The organism is Xenorhabdus budapestensis, from assembly GCF_017743015.1.
GTDB classification, from domain to species: Bacteria; Pseudomonadota; Gammaproteobacteria; order Enterobacterales; family Enterobacteriaceae; genus Xenorhabdus; species Xenorhabdus budapestensis.
In genome coordinates this window covers 1,188,308-1,206,784 of record NZ_CP072455.1, presented here as the reverse complement: position 1 = coordinate 1,206,784, position 18,477 = coordinate 1,188,308, and the positions used below count along the sequence as shown (strand labels likewise).

Annotated in this window: 16 protein-coding genes; 6 read left to right on the top strand and 10 right to left on the bottom strand. The window is 40.7% G+C overall.

From position 1 onward, the window contains the following. Nucleotides 1–69 precede the first annotated feature (69 nt). The 3 genes from yegD (at nucleotide 70) to HGO23_RS19600 (ending at nucleotide 2,223) form a co-directional block, all read left to right on the top strand. Nucleotides 70–1,422 carry a molecular chaperone gene (yegD, locus tag HGO23_RS05475; RefSeq protein ID WP_209028217.1) on the top strand — a complete coding sequence of 451 codons (1,353 nt, stop codon included), beginning with the start codon at nucleotides 70–72 and terminating at the stop codon, nucleotides 1,420–1,422. Nucleotides 1,423–1,528: 106 nt separating this feature from the next. Further along, a complete protein-coding gene (locus HGO23_RS19605; protein WP_342355497.1) occupies nucleotides 1,529–1,711 on the top strand; it encodes an IS1 family transposase in 183 nt (60 codons plus the stop codon). 113 nt (nucleotides 1,712–1,824) lie between these two features. Then, entirely contained in the window at nucleotides 1,825–2,223 is a 399-nt protein-coding gene (locus HGO23_RS19600) for an IS1 family transposase (protein WP_244967898.1), read from the top strand. A gap of 186 nt (nucleotides 2,224–2,409) precedes the next feature. On the opposite strand, the gene HGO23_RS05465 is transcribed toward HGO23_RS19600, so the two are convergent. Beyond that, nucleotides 2,410–2,889, bottom strand: a complete 480-nt coding sequence (locus HGO23_RS05465) for a nuclear transport factor 2 family protein (RefSeq protein WP_099136026.1) — start codon at nucleotides 2,887–2,889, stop codon at nucleotides 2,410–2,412. Between the two features lie 255 nt (nucleotides 2,890–3,144). Between HGO23_RS05465 and HGO23_RS05460 the strand changes: the two genes are divergently transcribed. Next, nucleotides 3,145–3,681 carry a TetR/AcrR family transcriptional regulator gene (locus tag HGO23_RS05460; RefSeq protein ID WP_209028216.1) on the top strand — a complete coding sequence of 179 codons (537 nt, stop codon included), beginning with the start codon at nucleotides 3,145–3,147 and terminating at the stop codon, nucleotides 3,679–3,681. Nucleotides 3,682–4,309: 628 nt separating this feature from the next. Here the strand turns inward: HGO23_RS05460 and HGO23_RS05455 are convergent. Both HGO23_RS05455 and HGO23_RS05450 read right to left on the bottom strand, forming a co-directional pair. Beyond that, nucleotides 4,310–4,912: a queuosine precursor transporter gene (locus tag HGO23_RS05455; protein WP_244967897.1), complete on the bottom strand. Its 603-nt coding sequence runs from the start codon at nucleotides 4,910–4,912 to the stop codon at nucleotides 4,310–4,312. Nucleotides 4,913–5,085: 173 nt separating this feature from the next. Then, nucleotides 5,086–5,700 carry a helix-turn-helix domain-containing protein gene (locus HGO23_RS05450; RefSeq protein ID WP_209028215.1) on the bottom strand — a complete coding sequence of 205 codons (615 nt, stop codon included), beginning with the start codon at nucleotides 5,698–5,700 and terminating at the stop codon, nucleotides 5,086–5,088. A 410-nt stretch (nucleotides 5,701–6,110) separates the two neighbouring features. Here HGO23_RS05450 and HGO23_RS05445 point away from each other — a divergent pair, with 410 nt between their 5' ends. Both HGO23_RS05445 and HGO23_RS05440 read left to right on the top strand, forming a co-directional pair. After that, nucleotides 6,111–6,806 (top strand): helix-turn-helix transcriptional regulator, encoded by a 696-nt coding sequence (locus tag HGO23_RS05445; protein ID WP_209028214.1) that lies wholly within the window; start codon nucleotides 6,111–6,113, stop codon nucleotides 6,804–6,806. Between the two features lie 20 nt (nucleotides 6,807–6,826). Continuing rightward, on the top strand, nucleotides 6,827–8,110 hold the full coding sequence (locus HGO23_RS05440) for a cytosine permease (protein WP_209028213.1): 1,284 nt from the start codon (nucleotides 6,827–6,829) through the stop codon (nucleotides 8,108–8,110). 55 nt (nucleotides 8,111–8,165) lie between these two features. On the opposite strand, the gene iolB is transcribed toward HGO23_RS05440, so the two are convergent. From iolB to iolD, 7 genes are all read right to left on the bottom strand, one after another. Further along, nucleotides 8,166–8,996: a 5-deoxy-glucuronate isomerase gene (gene iolB / locus HGO23_RS05435; protein WP_209028212.1), complete on the bottom strand. Its 831-nt coding sequence runs from the start codon at nucleotides 8,994–8,996 to the stop codon at nucleotides 8,166–8,168. 35 nt (nucleotides 8,997–9,031) lie between these two features. Continuing rightward, a complete protein-coding gene (iolE, locus tag HGO23_RS05430; RefSeq protein WP_209028211.1) occupies nucleotides 9,032–9,922 on the bottom strand; it encodes a myo-inosose-2 dehydratase in 891 nt (296 codons plus the stop codon). Nucleotides 9,923–9,950: 28 nt separating this feature from the next. Next, nucleotides 9,951–11,909: a bifunctional 5-dehydro-2-deoxygluconokinase/5-dehydro-2-deoxyphosphogluconate aldolase gene (locus tag HGO23_RS05425; protein ID WP_209028711.1), complete on the bottom strand. Its 1,959-nt coding sequence runs from the start codon at nucleotides 11,907–11,909 to the stop codon at nucleotides 9,951–9,953. Nucleotides 11,910–12,162: 253 nt separating this feature from the next. Next, complete coding sequence (locus HGO23_RS05420) at nucleotides 12,163–13,296, bottom strand: Gfo/Idh/MocA family protein (RefSeq protein WP_099136035.1); 1,134 nt, start codon at nucleotides 13,294–13,296, stop codon at nucleotides 12,163–12,165. Between the two features lie 35 nt (nucleotides 13,297–13,331). Next, complete coding sequence (locus tag HGO23_RS05415) at nucleotides 13,332–15,020, bottom strand: solute:sodium symporter family transporter (protein WP_099136036.1); 1,689 nt, start codon at nucleotides 15,018–15,020, stop codon at nucleotides 13,332–13,334. A gap of 102 nt (nucleotides 15,021–15,122) precedes the next feature. Next, entirely contained in the window at nucleotides 15,123–16,109 is a 987-nt protein-coding gene (iolG, locus tag HGO23_RS05410; RefSeq protein ID WP_209028210.1) for an inositol 2-dehydrogenase, read from the bottom strand. Between the two features lie 403 nt (nucleotides 16,110–16,512). Continuing rightward, nucleotides 16,513–18,477, bottom strand: a complete 1,965-nt coding sequence (iolD, locus tag HGO23_RS05405) for a 3D-(3,5/4)-trihydroxycyclohexane-1,2-dione acylhydrolase (decyclizing) (RefSeq protein WP_209028209.1) — start codon at nucleotides 18,475–18,477, stop codon at nucleotides 16,513–16,515.

Genomic DNA, 18,477 nt, shown 5'->3' with positions numbered 1-18,477 from the left:
TTAAATCTGATTTGCGATAGCATCTGCGCCTTTTTGACGATTTTTCCACGATTGAAGACGAGGCAACATATGTTCATCGGTTTTGACTATGGCACATCAAATTGCGCAGTAGCGGAAATGATCGGAAATACGCCACAATTGATTGCTATCGAAAATGACAACTTCTATATGCCTTCTGCTCTGGCAGCACCAACCCGAGAATCAGTTTCTGAGCACCTATTTCGTCACAGAAAAATCAGCCCGAGTTCTCCAGCCGGAGAACAATTGCTCCGTAGTTCAATTAATACAAATCGTGAGGAAGGTATAGAGCTTCTGCCTGAAGATATTGTATTCGGGCAAGCTGCATTGACTCGATATTTAGAAGATCCTCAAGATATTTACTATGTGAAATCACCGAAATCCTTCCTTGGTGCTATGGGACTGAGAGAGGCGCAAATCAGTTCTTTTGAAGATCTGGTTTGCGCCATGATGGCAAACATTAAACAACAGGTAGAAACCAAGACACAACAATGTGTTGAAGAGGTAGTCATTGGGCGGCCAATCAATTTCCACGGGCGTGGTGGTGAAAAGTCGAACCAACAAGCTGAATTAATTCTACTGCAAGCAGCAAAACGGGCGGGATTCCGTAGCATAGAATTTCAATTTGAGCCTGTGGCAGCAGGATTGGAATATGAAGCCACACTGACAGAGAATAAAATTGTTCTGGTTGTTGATATTGGTGGCGGAACAACAGACTGTTCTCTTATTCAAATGGGGCCAGACTGGAGTGGAAAATCTGAACGCAACGACAGCCTATTGGCACATACTGGTCAACGTGTTGGCGGCAATGATCTGGATATTAACCTGACGTTTAAGCAATTGATGCACCCTTTCGGGTTAGGCAGCAAATTTACATCGGGTATTGAGATGCCACTCATCCAGTTTTGGAATCCAATTGCTATCAATGACGTACAGGCACAAAAAGAATTCTACTCTCCGCAGAACTTAACCACGTTAAAATCTCTGCATAAAGATGCGCAAGAGCCAGAAAAATTAGCGCGGTTATTGAAAGTTTATCATGAGACACTGGGGTATAGTCTGGTACGCAGTGCCGAAGAAGCTAAGATTGCACTGTCAAAAGACAGTGAATATCGCGTTAAATTAAACTTATTATCAGAGGTAATTGAAGTTGGGATTCAACGTGAACAGATGATTGCAGCTATCGAATCCACCAAAACGAAAATGACCAGACTTGTTAGTGAGGCCGTAGTTCAGGGAGGAGTTAAACCGGACGTTATTTTTATGACCGGAGGTTCAGCAAGCTCTCCTATTCTGCAACGGGCAGTTGAACAAGTGTTGCCAAATGTTCCATTGGTCAGTGGTAACCACTTTGGTTCTGTCACAACGGGTTTAGCACGCTGGGCGAAAATTTGTTTTTCTTGAATTTGATGTGTGCAGTTCAGAGTTAATCTGACAAGGAATTTTGGTCACGAATTCAACGTGTTGTTCTTTAGATATAATAGCCATTTTTTGATGAGGGAGAATTTTTGTGGCAACGGTTGAAGTGAAGTGTCGCTTTTGCGATCAGACAAAAGATGTCAAAAAGCATGGTACGGGTAGAGGTGGTCATCAACGTTATCGTTGTTTGTCTTGTAATCGCACTTTCCAACTTGACTATTCCTATCGTGCCTGCGAAGCCGGAATTAAAAAAAAGTCGTTGATCTCGCGATGAATAATGCAGGTATTCGTGATACCCGCACGGGCATTACATATCAGCATTAATGCGGTTGTTCACACTTTAAAAAACTCTGCCCGCGATGTGTAACAACACGCCCTCTGGATAATATGGAAATTCAGCTTACTTGCGAAGTTGACGAATGTGGTCTTTTGTTGAAAATAAAAAGCAACAACGTTGGCTATGGTATGCTTGGGAACCCTCGACTAAAGCGTATCATTGCACATACTTTCGGCAAACGAAGCAAGCAAACACTCAAGAAACGCTTGAAAAAGCTCTCTCGATTCAATGTCGCCTTCTGGTGTACAGACAATTTAAAAGCTTACAACATATTACCGACGAATAAACATCTGGTTGGAAAAACCTTTACGCAACGTATCGAACGCGAAAATCTTACCCTACGGAATAGAATTAAACAATTGAATCGAAAAACACTCGGTTATTCAAAATCGCCGGAAATGCACGACAAAGTCATCGGCACTTTTATCGAAAGAGAATATTATATTTAGAACCAATCGACACGTTGAATGCATGACCCAAATCTGCTAATTCCCGCTTGTGCTATTTTACCTCGCCCTAAAAGGGCGAGATTTGTCACGCTTATTCGTCATAACTACTTACAGTAGCAATAAATTTTGGCTTGCATTCTTCCAAACTTGCCCACCAGTTTCCTTTGGCAATTATGCGACTGCAATTTATAGACCTAATTCACTGAGTCCAGGGTGATTATCTGGACGACGTCCCAAAGGCCAATGGAATTTACGTTCATCCTCATTAATAGGCATATCATTGATACTTGCAAAACGGTTGACCATCATGCCGTTTTCATCAAATTCCCAATTCTCGTTACCATATGAACGAAACCAATTTCCTGAATCATCATGCCATTCATAAGCATATCTTACAGCAATTCTGTTTCCCTCCACTGCCCATAGCTCTTTAATCAAACGATAATCCTGCTCTTTTCTCCATTTTCGGATTAGTAAATCTTTTGCTTCATTCCGGCCATTTACGAACTCTGTTCTATTTCGCCATTTGGTATCTTTGCTATATGCCAGAGCAACTTTAGCTGTATCACGAGTATTCCAACTATCTTCAGCAATACGGACTTTCTGCATTGCAGTTTCATAAGTAAATGGAGGGATAGGGATTCTTTTTTCAAAGGATTCAGACATACTTTCTCCAAAATATTTAACATGTTATGGAAAGAAATTGATAACTTCACCAATCTCTCTTACGTCATCCGCAGTAAATAGATTATTTCACTTTCAGATTAACAATCTGCAATAAAGTCCAATAGGTATGATACCATGTGTACAAACTTGTACACCCAGATAAATGTACAGATCTGTACACACAAAAACAACCTTAGATTTACCCTAAAAGCTATCTTTTATAGAACTAGATCGAATAACTAACAAGAAAATATTATGAGTAAAAAAGAACACATCCTAGATATTGCCGAGTCACTATTTAATAAATTTGGCTACAACGTTGTTGGCGTCGATTTGATAAGAGATCAGGCGAATGTATCAAAAACCTCCATGTACCGTTACTTTGGTTCCAAAAATAAGCTGATCGAAGGAATGCTATTCAGACGCCATCAGAGGTTTAAAAAAGAACTCACTATTGCTGTGTCTTCAACAGAAGGAATCGAAAACAAACTCAATGCTATTCTGGATTGGCATTTTTCATGGTTTTCTACAAAAGATTTTCAAGGGTGCCTGTTTATGCATGCTTTGGCTGAATTCAAAGGACACGATGAAGCTATCGTTAAACAAGCTCAACAACACAAAACATGGTTAAAGTCACTGCTATTATCAGTTTTCTTAACAGTCTCAAAAGATACGGAATCCAAAGCAGAAGCGTTGATAACATTTATTGAGGGAATGATAGTTAGAGCTGAGTTCGGGGAAGTTGTCGGTCATGAAGAATGCTATCGCACGATGGCTTACCGCTTGATTTAAGATGTGAAACTTGTTCATAAAATTAAGGTTATTCAGTCTCTTAACCAGCAGAGCTGACTAAGAGACTGATTACCATATAAGAACAAAAAGTGTTCTAAGATTACCCTGGTGTTGGGCGAGTCAAAACTAACTATTCAAAATAATGAAAATATTTGTCTACATAAAAGGCAGTGAAGATGCACTACCTGATACTCAGACAAAACCTTAATTATAACTTATATTTTTACAGACAAATTAATACACCAGACGCACGATAAAATCAACAAATAAAAGTTCAAATGTTGATTTTTATACTCAATCTCGGCGTCATTATTTGATACATAAAAAATAAAACATAGCACAAAATCTCATATTCAATTGATTTTAATAAATAAAATAAAAATTCGTTGCACTAACTATTAAATATAAAAAAACAAACGCATCTGATAAAATTTCTTACATAGATGATGTGAATATGAAAAGAACTACTGTATAACTGTACGGAAATTGTAGCAGCCTTCTAGTCACGATCTGGTTTCAAAAACGTACCAGCCAGCAACTAGCTTCATTCGCATCGCAAGATGTTATACAACATAAAATAGGATTCAATCGAGGAAATAGCATGGAGAAAAACTCTCCATGCTGCTCATTAATGTGTGGTGTTAACAACCCAACGATTGAATAAATAACGCGAACCGTAAGCGGGGAAGACATTAAATAGTGCAAAGAAAATTTTAATTAATATCTGAATAATCATCATTGCAATAATTTGATTTAATGGAAGTTTTCTGTATAACGCAACAAAACAGAAAACAAAACTATCAAGAATCGACGCGATGAAAGTACTGAAAAATACTCTTAGTGCTAAGAATCGGGAATTTGTCATGGCTTTTAACTTACACAAGACATATGAATTGACTAGTTCAGATACTAAAAATGACAACGAGGAAGCAAAAATCGCTGATAGGATATGGTTCATCAAATCATTGTATTGATCATTCAAACTCCAATTTGGAATAGCTGGTAAGCTCGTCGATAAACTCAATAATGAGACTATGATCAGGTTAGAAGCCAGCGACATATATATTGCTTTTCTTGCTAATCTGAACCCATAAAGTTCACTGGGTAAATCAATGACTAAAAAAGAAAAAGGATAAATGAAAGTACCCGGAGTAACGATGATATCAAAATATTCGATATAAACAGGCTTGGCTGCTGCTATATTACTGAAAGTATAGAAAATTGCCAGCAATAAGGCGAGAAGTGAATAAACAACCCAAAACTTTTCATTTCGTTCTTCAATTTCATATATTGAGGGAGAATTTGGAAAGCTGGTCTAGCTCCTTTATATTAATCCTTAAAACTTTTACGGTTGATGAAATCAATACATTCGCTGTATTATTCTGACTATTGAATCCTAGTAATTTATATTTTTTTCCCATACCCAAACCTCTCTTCCATTATATCCCCAATCACTATCAAATCATCTGCATTTTCAATATAAAACTCGCTGATATGAAACTTTTTCTGTTTTGGTTCGAAACATAACTTAGGATTATCGCTTTGATAATTACCTCTCCTAACTATTAATAAATCACCAGCATTATATTTACCTGAAAAATCATTCTCAAGTAAAATGGCGACGATATTAGGGCCAAAACCAAAATAATAAGTCAGCTCTCTTCCAACGATCAGGGAACCAATTTTACTTTCAAAGAATTCGACAGTGACACATTCAGATTGCCTAAACAACGGCACAGCGCTGGGATTCATATTACCTTCATAAGAAACAATCGCATCAATACGTTCTTTTTCTGCTATATCAGTTGTCTCTATTTCACTATACGAAACACCAAAAAAGTTGGATACTTTCTGGATAGTTGAAGAGTGAACACTTTGTACTCGACCATCTAAGATATTGTAGATAGTTGTACGATTAAGCCCGGTCCGATCACAAAGTGATACTCTGCTTTCCCCTCTGGAATCAAGTAAATATTGTAGATTTTTTCTCAGGTATTCCATTTTTTGTTTTTTATACATAGCAATGCCTAAAAAAATATGTAACCATCTAATTTTTATGGGCTTTCAGAATAAACATGTTTTATCAAACTTAAAAAGAGTGAAAAACACCCTTGCCATAAAACAGAAAAGATGATAGCAATTTAATTTTCAACCTGATTATTTAATCATACAACTAAATTGTTTTTTATAGAAAATATTAATTCAATAGGTTATATTTTGATTTACATCATTAATAAACAAAAAATAAAAATATGAAATAATATAAAATAGAGGAAATATGACTTATGTTGATATTTTTTAGCTTAAATCACCTAAATTTTACCCAAAATTATTATTCCTACTTAAAGGTTAACAAGGAATAACATATAGATGCATAAGTTACTATTTACTTTATTACATTTACCATGTGTAAACTATATGGGATAGAAATGAGTTCAACCTATAAAAATAATGAACCTTATCTAAAGGGGTTGATCGCCATGATGGAGCATCTGAGCGATCCTTGGGGCATTAAGGATCTGGAGTCCCGCCATATTTATATGAACAAAGCAGCTTATCTATACACCAATACACCTAAAAGTTTTGACGTAGAGGGTAAGCTTGATTGCGAGTTTCCTGCTCATTGGTCTGAAGATCAATTCTCCCAAGATCTGAAAGAGCATGACCGGAGGACTGAAGAGTCAAAAGACAGAGTTTCCATTATCGAAACACATTATTGGTATGGAAAGAATAACCTTGCTCCTTTTATCAGCGAAAAGTTTCCTGTGTATAACGATGAAAAAGAGTGTATCGGGATTGTTTGGAATGCCAAACCACTAAGTGGCCTCTCTCCTCTCAAGTATATTAATCGACAAAAACCCAGTGTTCTGACAACCGATACTGAAACAGATCTGTTCACTAAAGGAGAACTGGATATTATCTTTTTAATGCTGCAAAGACGTTCAAATAAGGAAATAGCTCAAATTTATGATGTCAGTCCTAAAACAATAGAAAATCGGATATACAACGTCTATCAAAAAGCCAATGTTCACTCACTCCAGCAATTTGAAGAATTTTGCAGGAATTTGCAATTAGACAGCTATATTCCCGAACGTCTAATTGAAAAAGGTGTCCTCTTTCTCTAAAAAATCAAGGAACGATGATAGTGCTCAAAATTGAACACTGTCCATTAGACCGAATGCCACAACAACAGCGCTTATCTCTGCTGAGCGTGGCTATCGTTCATATGGGCATGTTAACAGCATTAGATCAGTTTATGCTTGGAGCTGTCCTCGGCAGCTCCATGACACTGACAAATGCGTTTATTGTTATTTTTATTGGCAGCCTGATCTTTAGTATTGTAACTTTTGGGCTTGGCTTTGCAGGTATGCGAGAGGGGTTATCTGGCAGTTTACTGGCACGGTGGTGTGGTTTTGGTCGAATCGGTTCGGTGTTAATTGGCCTTGTTATTGCTGTCAGCTTATTAGGCTGGTTTGGCATCCAAAATGCTATTTTTGCTAAATCTTTTAACTTTGCCTCCGGGAATAAACTCGGATTTGGTTTAGCTGCGGCAATATCCGGTACTTTATTGACGACATTAGTCGCTTTTGGTTTTAAGGCATTACGGTTTACTGCCAGAATTACTGTCCCCATGTTTATTCTTCTGGTTGTTTATATCTCTACCATCGTATTATCAGGCGGTTCAGGTCAATATTGGTATGAGATTTTAAATCTGCCTCATTCAGATGAAACTCTGTCCATCAGTGCAGGTATTACGATAGTTGTTGGGGGTGCGATTGTTGCCAGTCTGATGACCCCGGATCTGACACGCTATACCAAATCAGGAAAACATGTTTTTGGGATCACTTTGCTGACAATTATTGCTGGTGAATTTGTCATCAATGGTCTGGCAATTTTAATCGCGAAAGCATTAAATACTGCTGATGTCGTTACTATTATGTCACAAGTCGCAGGTGGTGCAGGTTTGTTCGTTGTCGTATGCTCAACATTAAGAGTTAATGATCTGAACTTATACTCTTCATCATTGGGAATTATTAATGCTGTCGAAGGTATCACCGGTAAAAAATTACGCTATCCTCCTACAACAATCATAATTGGAATATTAGGAACTTTGTTTTCCATTCTCGGCATTTTAGACCGATTTGTAGATTTTCTTACTGTACTTGGTGTTGTTTTCCCACCAATATTGGGCGTAATGTTAGTTGATTATTATATCTTGCGCTCTTATCGCAAAGTATTAGATGAAAGTAAACAAAAAGGTAATCTTCCAGACGAAACTCCGACTATCGGCTGGGCAGCAATAATCGCCAGTGTTGTAGGTAGTGTTATTGGATTAACTATTGAATGGGGAGTACCAACAATTAATTCATTACTGATGGCAAGTGTGGTTTATTGGTTAATTAAATGTGCCTTTAAACGCCTCTCATAATGATAATCCTTGATGTATTGCTCCCCGTTTGGGAGCAATAATTGGAGCACAGCCCCTAACGTCTGGCATGCTTTTCGGCATAAGCTTCATCATTAACCCACTGATGGTCTGTTTCCCAAGTAAATAACCATTTACGAGTTGGCCCTGCCATCACATTCAGATAGTAGCTGTCATACCCAGCAATAGTCGCTACCGGGTGATACCCTTCCGGCACCATAACAACATCTTTGTCATATACCGCCATCGTTTCATCTAGTGAACGATCATTAGTATAGACACGCTGTAAACAAAAACCTTGTGGTGGATTTAATCGATGATAATAAGTTTCTTCTAAATAGGTTTCCTGTGGTTCATTATCAGTATCATGTTTATGGCTAGGGTAAGAGCTAGTACAGCCTTCATCAGTATAAACTTCAACCACCAATAAACTATCAGCAGGCTGATTATCCGGTAGGATGTTATGAACATAACGACGGTTGTTACCGTTACCACGTTGTTCAGCACCGATATCCTGTGGTGTAATCAATCGGGTGGAATAATTCCCTTTACTTTTTGCCTGACAAACAGCCAGTTCAAGATGAGTTTGGGCGACAATTTCCATTGTTTCATGCGGCGCAACATAAACAGCATAAGGTTTTTTACGCTCAAATGGACTCATACGATCACCAATCTGCTCGAATCTTTGTTGGGCAGTAACCACAGTCGCTTTTCCTACAACCAATACTAAACAAGTTTCATTTTCCGAAGCCGCTAATGATATTGACTCTCCCGTATTCAATTCATAAACATCAAAATGAACATAACCCCAGTTCGCTATTTCCGGCGTGATATGTTGCGTCCGCTTGTGCTGATCAGGCTTATGATACTTTGATAGCAAATTAGACATGTGATTACCTCAAGGTCATTTTTAATGTCAGCGTCTTAAATCAACCCGGCTTCTCTGGCGAAGCGTGACAAATTGTTATACCCCAGTGTGGCGTAAGTCAGTGGATGAGCAACAGCAGGATCCTGTTCTGCTTCAACAACCAGCCAACCATGATAGTCATTAACTTTTAATACATTAAAAATGTCCGGGTAATTCACACAACCATCACCAGGTACAGTAAAGACGCCACTTAATACTGCATTGAGGAAATTCGTTTTACGATTTTTGACATCTTTCAGCACATCCAGGCGTATATCTTTGCAATGTACGTGATTGATTCGTTTACTCCAACGTTTTGCTACGGCTAGTGGGTCATCTCCGGCAAAGGTTAAATGCCCGGTATCCAGTAATAGTCCCACTTCTTCACCTGTGTTTTTCATCAAATTATCAATGTCCTCTGCACTTTCAATCACTGTGCCCATATGATGGTGATAGGCAATCTGAACACCTTGAGATTGAGAATAATGGGCAAATTCTGTCAACTTTTCGCCATACTCCTGCCAGCATTCTGCCGGGAAAAGAGGCCTTAAATGCACCGGTTTATCCTGTTCGCCATGTATACAATTGGTCACTTCTGCAAAGACCATCACCTTTGCACCCAGTTCACGTAACAAGGTTAAATGTGGCTGAACAGCCATAATTTCTTCTGTAACACTGCGCGTCAATAAATTCCCTGAATACCAGCCAGACACCAATTGCAAATCATGGGAAGCCAGAATTGGCCCTAGTATATGTGACTGACGGGGAAATTTATTACCGAGTTCAAAACCCGCAAATCCTGCCTGACGCCCTTCTGCCAAACAAGTTTCCAACGGGGTTTCTGCGCCCAGAGAAGGCAGATCATCATTGGTCCATGTCAGAGGATTGATGCCAAGTTGAACAGTCATGATGGTTCTCCTGTAAGGTGAGAGTAAATCAGTGAGAGTAAGTTATGCTCCAGCTTTTTTCTTCACTACCACGTTGACGCCAGTAGCTAATCAGGTTGTTGTAATTCGTTTTTACTTGCAGGATGAGTGTTTGATCATCAATTTCATCAGCCAGCCATTTCAGGGATGGTCTAGCAAACAGCGTGCGCCCAACAGCAAAACCTTTGACAATGGATTTACCCGCCGCAGCGTTAAAACCTGCCTTTAATATCTCTTCGGAAGCATTCAGACCAAGGAGCACGACGCCATGACAATGAGGGTCTCGCTGAGTAATTAATTCTTCAATTTGATCCCAGGTCGTGGGCTGCATAGGGGGTAATTTCCACCAATCCGGCTTAATGCCGAGATTGTAAAAACGTTGGAGTGCACGCAGGTAAAGCTCATCAGAATGCGTCATACCCGATGGTAAGATCACTTCCAATAATAGTTCATGACCAGACTGGCAACAGGCTGCATAAATTTCCTGAACTGTTCTTTCCTGCTCCAAACGCAAAGAATGAACATCTTCAGGATGGAAAAATAGCAGGCATTTCACGATATGTTCCCGCGGCCAACTGATAAGCTGGGAACCAATATCACCATGCTCTAAGCGCAGTGGACGGGAACCCGGCAATTCAATCGGACGCCCAATCCATAGCCCTTTTCCAGTCGCTGCATTAAGAATATCCTGCCCGAAAGTGCTGTCACACAATATTCCGGAATGACCTTCCAGACAGGCTTCTGTACTCACTTCCTGACTGGCGCGGAATAACAGTTTTTTCAGTTGTGGAATGCGATCAGGATTAGCATTAACCTTACGTGCCATTTCAACAAACTGGATACGGTGATCAAACGCCATGACACACAACTCTTGCCACTGTTTATTACGACCACTAATTTTATGACGACTATTAATACGATGGAGATGGTTTAGATGAATGTCTAAATCAGGACGATGAACTTCCGCAGATCGTACAAGGTAATTATCCAATTCAGTTTTATCTGGCATCGCTGGCGCGCAACCATGGCGGGAAACCACTAATGCACCACAAGCATTCGCATAAGTACAGCTCTGCTCCCAACTTTCGTTATTAAGGTATCCCCGTAGCAAGCCAGACATAAAGGCATCACCAGCCCCTAAGACGTTCAGTATGTCTACTTTAACTCCCTGTACTGTAATACCTTCTTCAAGGATATCAGGAATATTTTCGGTAAACACGGAACAGCCTAATGACCCACGTTTGCAGACTAGTGTTGCTTTACTTAACTCCCTTACACAACGCAAAGCGTCAACAGTATTTTTAGAGCCGCCCGCGATATGAAATTCCTCTTCAGTTCCTACAATCAGATCAAATTGAGAAAGCACTTTCTGTAATTGTGCTGTGACCTGCTCTGAAGCGATATAACGGATTTCGCCGTCACCAAGTGACGTCAACCCCCATAATACAGGGCGGTAGTCAATATCAAGTACCGTTTTTACCCCACTGCGACGGGCATATTGTAATGCTGTCAATACTGCATCCCGGGTTTGCGGATGGGAAAGATGTGTTCCCGTAATTGCCAAACAACGGGCGGATGCAATATAGTCTTCACTGAAATCATCGCGGGTAATAGCCATGTCAGCACAGTTATCACGGTAGAAAATCAGCGGGAAAGTTTCATTATCTTTAATACCGAGTAACACTAAAGCCGTGAGCCTCTCTTTATCTGTGATTAAATGGCTGGTATCACATCCCACTCTCTCCAGTTCTTCACGTAAAAAACGCCCCATATGTTCATCACCAACTCTGGCCAACATGGATGATCTCAATCCCTGAAGCGCAGTGCCGTAGGCTACATTCCCGGAAGAACCACCAAGGTATTTAGAGAAACTGCTCATGTCTTCCAGACGGGCGCCTATTTGCTGACCATATAAATCAACTGCAATACGCCCCATGCAGATAACATCAAACTCTTTATGTTGCTCCATCACTACTCAGCCTCTTAACAAATACGCATTTTGCTAACCAATTTTGCGATAGCCGTCATCTTCCAAGTTGCAGCTTTGTTGGCGGCGCTCACTCCCCCCAGTCACATAGTTATCTATGCTCCTGGGAATTAATGAGAGGCTCCTGCTTCTCACCGGAGGCCAGCCTTTGGCTGGGCAAATTCGTCAGGAACGAATTTGTCGCTCCCTTGCCGTCGCGCTGCATCTTAAAATCCATAGGATATAACCGCGAGATTTAATTAATTTCAGAAACATTAACCCAGCGTTTTTGATCATGAGAGCGTACAATCGCATCTAAAATACGGGAGACTTTCCAGCCTTCAGTAAAATCAGGCCAAATAGCCTTATCCTGAGCGATACCATCAATCAAATCCCTGACTTCCACCGTCTTCTGGTCATTGAAACCAATGCCATGCCCGGCACCATTACAGAAAGGGGCGTAATCCGGATGTTCCGGCCCAAGCAGAATGGTTTTGAAACCCTGACGATTTGCCGGTTCATTATGTCGATATAGTTTCAACTCAGCCATTCGTTCCTGAGTAAAGCTCAGAGTTCCTTTAGTACCTGTCACGATATAACTCAGTCCCATTTTGCGGCCACAGGCAATACGGGAAGTTTCAATCACGCCCATTGCTCCTGTATCAAAACGTACCATCGCATGTGCCTGATCTTCATTTTCAACGGGAACTAACACTGGAGAACCGGATTTTTTAGGGCGTGCTTTCACTACTGTTTCCAGATCACCGCAAACAGTCATAATGTCTCCCACCAGATATTGCGCCATATTGATAATATGAGCGGCGAGATCACCAAGTGCTCCCAAACCTGCTTTATCTTTAAGGCAGTGCCAATGAATCGGACTCAGAAGATCTGCCATATAATCCTCATTATGTGTACCGTAAAAGTGCACAACCTCACCAATTTCACCCTTCGAGATAATTTCTTTTGCTAACTGCGCTGTAGGGTTTTTCATATAGTTAAAACCTACCAACGTTTTCACTCCCGCATCTGTCGCTGCTGCCATCATTTCTTTAGCATCCTGGGAGTTCAGGGCCAGTGGTTTTTCACAATAGATATGTTTGCCATGTTTGATAGCTTCTAATACCATTTCTTTATGCAAGAAATTAGGCGTGCATATATCAACCACATCAATGTTTGGATCAGCAACCAGTTCCCGCCAATCTCCGGTTGAACGCAGAAAACCAAGTTCTTTTGCATGGATCTGGGCAAGTTCAGGGGTTATTCCTGCAATCATTTCACGTATCAGTTTCCCTTTTAGTGGAAATACCGTAGGAGCTTGTGCATAAGCAATAGCATGGGAACGTCCGATATAACCCGCGCCAATTAACCCAATCCGAATCTCTTTCATGTCATTTATTCTCCGGTTCATCTGTCTGGTTTTTTCTATGCACTTTTCCTGTGAATAGAGCGTTTAAACAGTGCTTTACTGATTTGATAAAAGACATAACCCAAGATCCCGGCAGCAAACACATAGTAGAGTGTTATTACATATAGCGGCACGTTCTGTGCCAGAAAAACATACATTGATATTGCCACTAGAGTAATCAGCCATCCCATTGGTTTCACCATTGCCCACGGCGTAATATCCACTTGTTTTGTATACACTTCTTGATAAGTTTCAGCAGGGAAGAAATAACCAATCGTCAGCATGAAAATAACGTTCAGTACAAACAGGATACCGACCAAATGGAAGAAATGGATATTGATGTGCAGGATAAAGTTAGAGATGATATAAGCCGACATACCAAACAACAGCCCCAGTTTTGCGGCAATCGGGGGAACACGTTTTGTCATTAACCCGACAAGTACTACACTGAGAATTGGAGCATTGAAAATACCTTGTAATTGCTGAATAAGGTAAAACAAACCATCCGGTGCATTAGCAACAAGTGGTGCAATAAACATGGTTAGCAATGCCAGTCCAATGCCCAGATATTTACCCACTGCGACTGTCCGTGCTTCGCTGGCATTTGGATTAATTCGTTGTTTGTAAATATTGACAGTAAACAGAGTAACGGAAGAGTTCAGTCCACCACTGAATGTTGAGAATACAGCCCCGACAACAACCGCGGCAAAAAAGCCAACCAGTATTTTAGGCAAAACTAATTGCACTAATGCAGGATAGGCATTATCCGGATTATCTATTTGCCCATTGAAGATATGAAATGCGATAACGCCGGGTAAAATAATGATAGACGGGATAATAAGCTTCAACACGGCACATAACATCACTCCTTTTTGCCCTTCTGCCAGATTCTTTGCTCCCAGTGATTTTTGTACGATGGATTGGTTGGTACACCAGAAAAACATGTTAGAAATGATCAATCCTGTGAACAAAGTTGAAAATGGGACAAGTGAATCTTCACTGCCAATGGAGTTAAATTTATCAGGGTGTGCCTGATAAACGTCGGTCAGGCCTTTCCATGCACTACCATCGCCTACATACAATAAAGCGAAAATAGTAACAATCCCGCCACCGACAATTAATCCGATACCATTAAGAGTATCAGCAACTGCAATTGCTTTAATTCCGCCGAAAATAGCGTAAATAGCGCCAAGCCCACCAACACCCCAGACCATAATCCATAATGCAGTGGTTTTATCGACCTGAAATATCTGAGAAACCTGAAATAAACTTTCCAGTGCAATAGCGCCGGTATATAAAACAATAGGCAGTAACGAAATAACGTACATTGCCAGAAATAAAATTGAGGTAATCAGCAATGTGTTTTTATCAAATCGCCGCTCCAGATATTCAGGAATTGTTGAGATACCCAATTTTAAATATTTTGGCAAAAAATAAATGGCAAACAGCACAATAGTTAACGCTGCTATAACTTCCCATGCCATAACAATAAACCCTGTTCTGAATGCCAATCCATTCAAACCAACCAGATGTTCTGTGGATAGGTTCATTAATAACATGGAACTGCCGATATAAATTCCGGTCAGAGAGCGTCCACCTAGAAAATACCCTTCGGTGGAATCAATTAAATGTTTGTTCCTTGTTTTATAATAAGCAATCCCAGCAACCAGCAGGGTAAAACCAATAAAAGAAAGAAAAGCTGACATATATTCCTCCCCCTGATTTTCTGCCCAAAGGCAGCAACAGGCCGACAAGAAAATGGTTTTCCTGAAAAAATGATCTTTCTTATTTTTATAATATTTTGTTGCTTATAATTTAATTTCCTTACCAGTCAGTAAGGATTCAAGTGCCTTATCAGCAAGGTACAATGCTTGTACACCATCAAAACCCGTGGTTTCGGGAGTGGCCCTGCCTGCCATAACATCGACAAAATGGCTCCATTCCGCGATATACGCCTCATGGTAACGTTGCAGGAAAAAGTGTTCAGGTTTGGCAGAAAGGCATCCATCTTCTCCCCAAAATTCCACGCTGTTTTCCTTAATATTACCCGCCGTCAGTAAGCCTTTTTCACCATGTAGTTCAAGGCGTTGGTCATAGCCATACCCTGAACGACGGCTGTTGGAGATGGTTACCATAGCTCCTGAAGGAAACTTCATAACAATAAACGCAGTATCAATATCACCAGCCAAGCCAATGGCAGGATCGACCAAATTACTGCCTTGTGTATAAATAGCACAGGGTTCTTCACCGATAATAAAACGAGCCATGTCAAAATCATGGATAGTCATGTCCCTGAACATACCACCAGAAACCCGGATATATTCAGCAGGTGGAGGAGAAGGGTCACGGGATGTGATAAGCAGAGATTCTGCTTTACCAATTTTGCCGGAATGGAATAAATTTTTCAGCCGACGAAACTGAGGATCATAACGACGGTTGAAACCGACAAACAGAGGAACCTGAAACTGCTTGACTATAGCAAGGCACTGTCGAACCCGTTCAAGGTCAAGGTGAACCGGTTTTTCGCAGAAAATCATTTTATTGTGCCGAGCCGCCAGTTCGATCAAATCAGCATGTGTATCTGTTGCTGATGCAATAAGAACACCGTGCACATTGGGATCAGCCATCACTTCTTCAGTCGTTTGTATTTTAGCCTGATATTTCTGTGCCAGTATTTCTGCATTTGCCTGATCAGGGTCAATCACGGAGTAAAGGCAAGTTTCTTTATGGTTGGCAATATTAGCTGCATGAACCCGCCCAATCCTACCTGCGCCAAATAATACAATATTGAACATAAATTCTCCTTGATACCTCTGTATCTGCTTTTGGGGTGGATAAAAATATATCAAGTAAAATATTTATTTCAATTTGCATAAATTTGAAAATTTTGTTTTTTAGAAGTGGTTAGCATTTTGTGATGAAAAAGCTGCAATTAGTGTTATATCTATCACGAAAAAAGCGTTATTTCATTGGATATTCAATATAAATTTTATTTAAAATCATAGAATAATATAAAATAATCATTCCACTAAGGCATGGTTAAAAGAATACAATGTGATCAATAAACCGTGATCAACAAACAATGACAGCGACATGATTGGATATGAAATAAAATTTCCATATCCAACATAGAATGGTTCGTTTCACCACTAGGCAGGCAGCATCAAACCATATTGCAGGGGCTACATCGCAAGAAGATTAATATTGACGAGTGTATTTCTCCACATATTGCCTGATGTTTTCAGCCACCGTTGTAACAGCAGGGTTGTCTGCAACCTGTGCTGTTCCTGTTCTCCACCATGATTCATAATCATGGGTCATGGTTTTTGGCAGCACTTTAATATCGATTAGAGTTGCGCGGGGTTGTGTTCTGGCATCCTGTAAAGCAGCAATCAGTTGCTGTTCGTTATGTACCTGGTAACTTTTGCAGCCATAACTTTCTGCGTTCTTAGCAAAATCTACCTGTACAAGTGCACCATCTAATTGACCACTTTGTTGATTACGATAGCGATTTTCTGTCGCAAAACTCCCCATACCCTGACTCATCTGCAAGTTATTAATGCAACCAAAACCAGCATTATCAAATAACAACACGGTAATCTTGATGTTTTCCTGAATCGCCGTTTGTAATTCACTGTGTAACATCATATAAGATCCATCCCCAACCATTGCATAAACAGGTTGGTTCGGACAGGCAAGTTTTGCCCCCAGTGCTGCTGCTATTTCATATCCCATGCAGGAATAACCGTATTCAAGGTGATAAGTATCAGGCTCTTTAGGCTGCCACAATCGCTGTAAATCTCCCGGCAAGGAACCTGCTGCACCAACAATAATGGCATTAGGTTCTAGGTGATGATCCATCAGGCCTAGTACCCGTGTCTGAGTCAGGTTGGTCTGTAATGTTTCACTGTATTCATTTAATTTATCATCCAGATGCCCCGCAATTTCCGGTTTGTCCCCGACCTGATACTGTATGGAAAACAGTCGTGACAGTTCTTGTTGCCAGGTTGCTTTCGCCTGAATAATCTCCTGCTGCCAGTCAGAACGCCATGCTGTTTTCATCAGTGCCTGAGTAATCGCATTCAGTCCTTCCCTGGCATCAGCAATAACTGCGACGGCATCCAGCTTGCAGGCATCAAATTCCGCTACATTAATCGTAATAAATTCAGCTTCCGGATTTTGGAACAAAGATTTTGATGCAGTAGTAAAGTCAGTAAAACGTGTACCAACACCTATGATTAGATCAGCTTCTTTAGCCAGCAAATTTGCCGCCAGGCAACCCGTTGTACCGAGCCCGCCACAATTCAAGGGATGTGCTGCGACAATAGCACTTTTGCCTGCCTGTGTTTCAGCAAATGGGATATTGAAAGTTTCAGCGAATTGACGGAAAACTGCATGAGCATCGGAATAACGGACTCCGCCCCCGCAAACCAGCAACGGTTTTTTCTTACGCTGGATGAGCTCTACGGCATCCTGAATACGGGGCAAAGAAGCAGGCCGGCGTTCAAGACGATGCACTCGTTTCTGGAAAAAGTAATCAGGGTAATTCCATACTTCCCCCTGCACATCCTGCGGTAAGCAGATGGTAACTGCGCCAGTATCTGCCGGATCAGTTAATACTCGCATGGCGTGGATCATTGCACTCATCAATTGTTCAGGTCTGGCAATACGATCCCAATAACGTGACACAGGGCGAAAACAATCGTTAGTGCTGATGGTGCCGTCATTATACTGTTCAACCTGCTGTAAAACCGGATCGGGCTGACGACATGCAAAAGTATCTCCCGGTAATAATAGTAACGGGATACGGTTCGCAGTTGCTGTAGCAGCGGCTGTAACCATATTGGCTGCCCCCGGTCCGACAGAAGAGGTTACAGCAAAAACCTGTCGGCGTTTTTTCTGCTTGGCAAAACCGGTGGCAATATGCGCCATGCCTTGTTCATTACACCCCTGATAAATTCTGAGGTGCCCCGATTCTTGTTCTAACGCCTGCCCCAATCCCACCACATTACCGTGGCCAAATATGGTGAAGATGCCGCAAATAAAGGGGAACTCCTCCCCGTCAACGTTGATGTATTGCTGATTGAGAAATTTGACCAGAGCCTGAGCCATTGTCATCTTTTGTGTATTCGTTGCCTGCACATGCGTTATTGATGTATTCAT

What these genes read in the sequence shown, in the direction of transcription:
- HGO23_RS05420 (WP_099136035.1), bottom strand. Translation starts at nt 13,296, where the DNA reads ATGAAAGAGATTCGGATTGGGTTAATTGGCGCGGGTTATATCGGACGT.
- HGO23_RS05460 (WP_209028216.1), top strand. Translation starts at nt 3,145, where the DNA reads ATGAGTAAAAAAGAACACATCCTAGATATTGCCGAGTCACTATTTAAT.
- iolG (WP_209028210.1), bottom strand. Translation starts at nt 16,109, where the DNA reads ATGTTCAATATTGTATTATTTGGCGCAGGTAGGATTGGGCGGGTTCAT.
- HGO23_RS05465 (WP_099136026.1), bottom strand. Translation starts at nt 2,889, where the DNA reads ATGTCTGAATCCTTTGAAAAAAGAATCCCTATCCCTCCATTTACTTAT.
- HGO23_RS05445 (WP_209028214.1), top strand. Translation starts at nt 6,111, where the DNA reads ATGAGTTCAACCTATAAAAATAATGAACCTTATCTAAAGGGGTTGATC.
- iolE (WP_209028211.1), bottom strand. Translation starts at nt 9,922, where the DNA reads ATGACTGTTCAACTTGGCATCAATCCTCTGACATGGACCAATGATGAT.
- HGO23_RS05415 (WP_099136036.1), bottom strand. Translation starts at nt 15,020, where the DNA reads ATGTCAGCTTTTCTTTCTTTTATTGGTTTTACCCTGCTGGTTGCTGGG.
- HGO23_RS05450 (WP_209028215.1), bottom strand. Translation starts at nt 5,700, where the DNA reads ATGTATAAAAAACAAAAAATGGAATACCTGAGAAAAAATCTACAATAT.
- yegD (WP_209028217.1), top strand. Translation starts at nt 70, where the DNA reads ATGTTCATCGGTTTTGACTATGGCACATCAAATTGCGCAGTAGCGGAA.
- HGO23_RS05425 (WP_209028711.1), bottom strand. Translation starts at nt 11,909, where the DNA reads ATGGAGCAACATAAAGAGTTTGATGTTATCTGCATGGGGCGTATTGCA.
- iolB (WP_209028212.1), bottom strand. Translation starts at nt 8,996, where the DNA reads ATGTCTAATTTGCTATCAAAGTATCATAAGCCTGATCAGCACAAGCGG.
- HGO23_RS19600 (WP_244967898.1), top strand. Translation starts at nt 1,825, where the DNA reads ATGGAAATTCAGCTTACTTGCGAAGTTGACGAATGTGGTCTTTTGTTG.
- iolD (WP_209028209.1), bottom strand. Translation starts at nt 18,477, where the DNA reads ATGAATACATCAATAACGCATGTGCAGGCAACGAATACACAAAAGATG.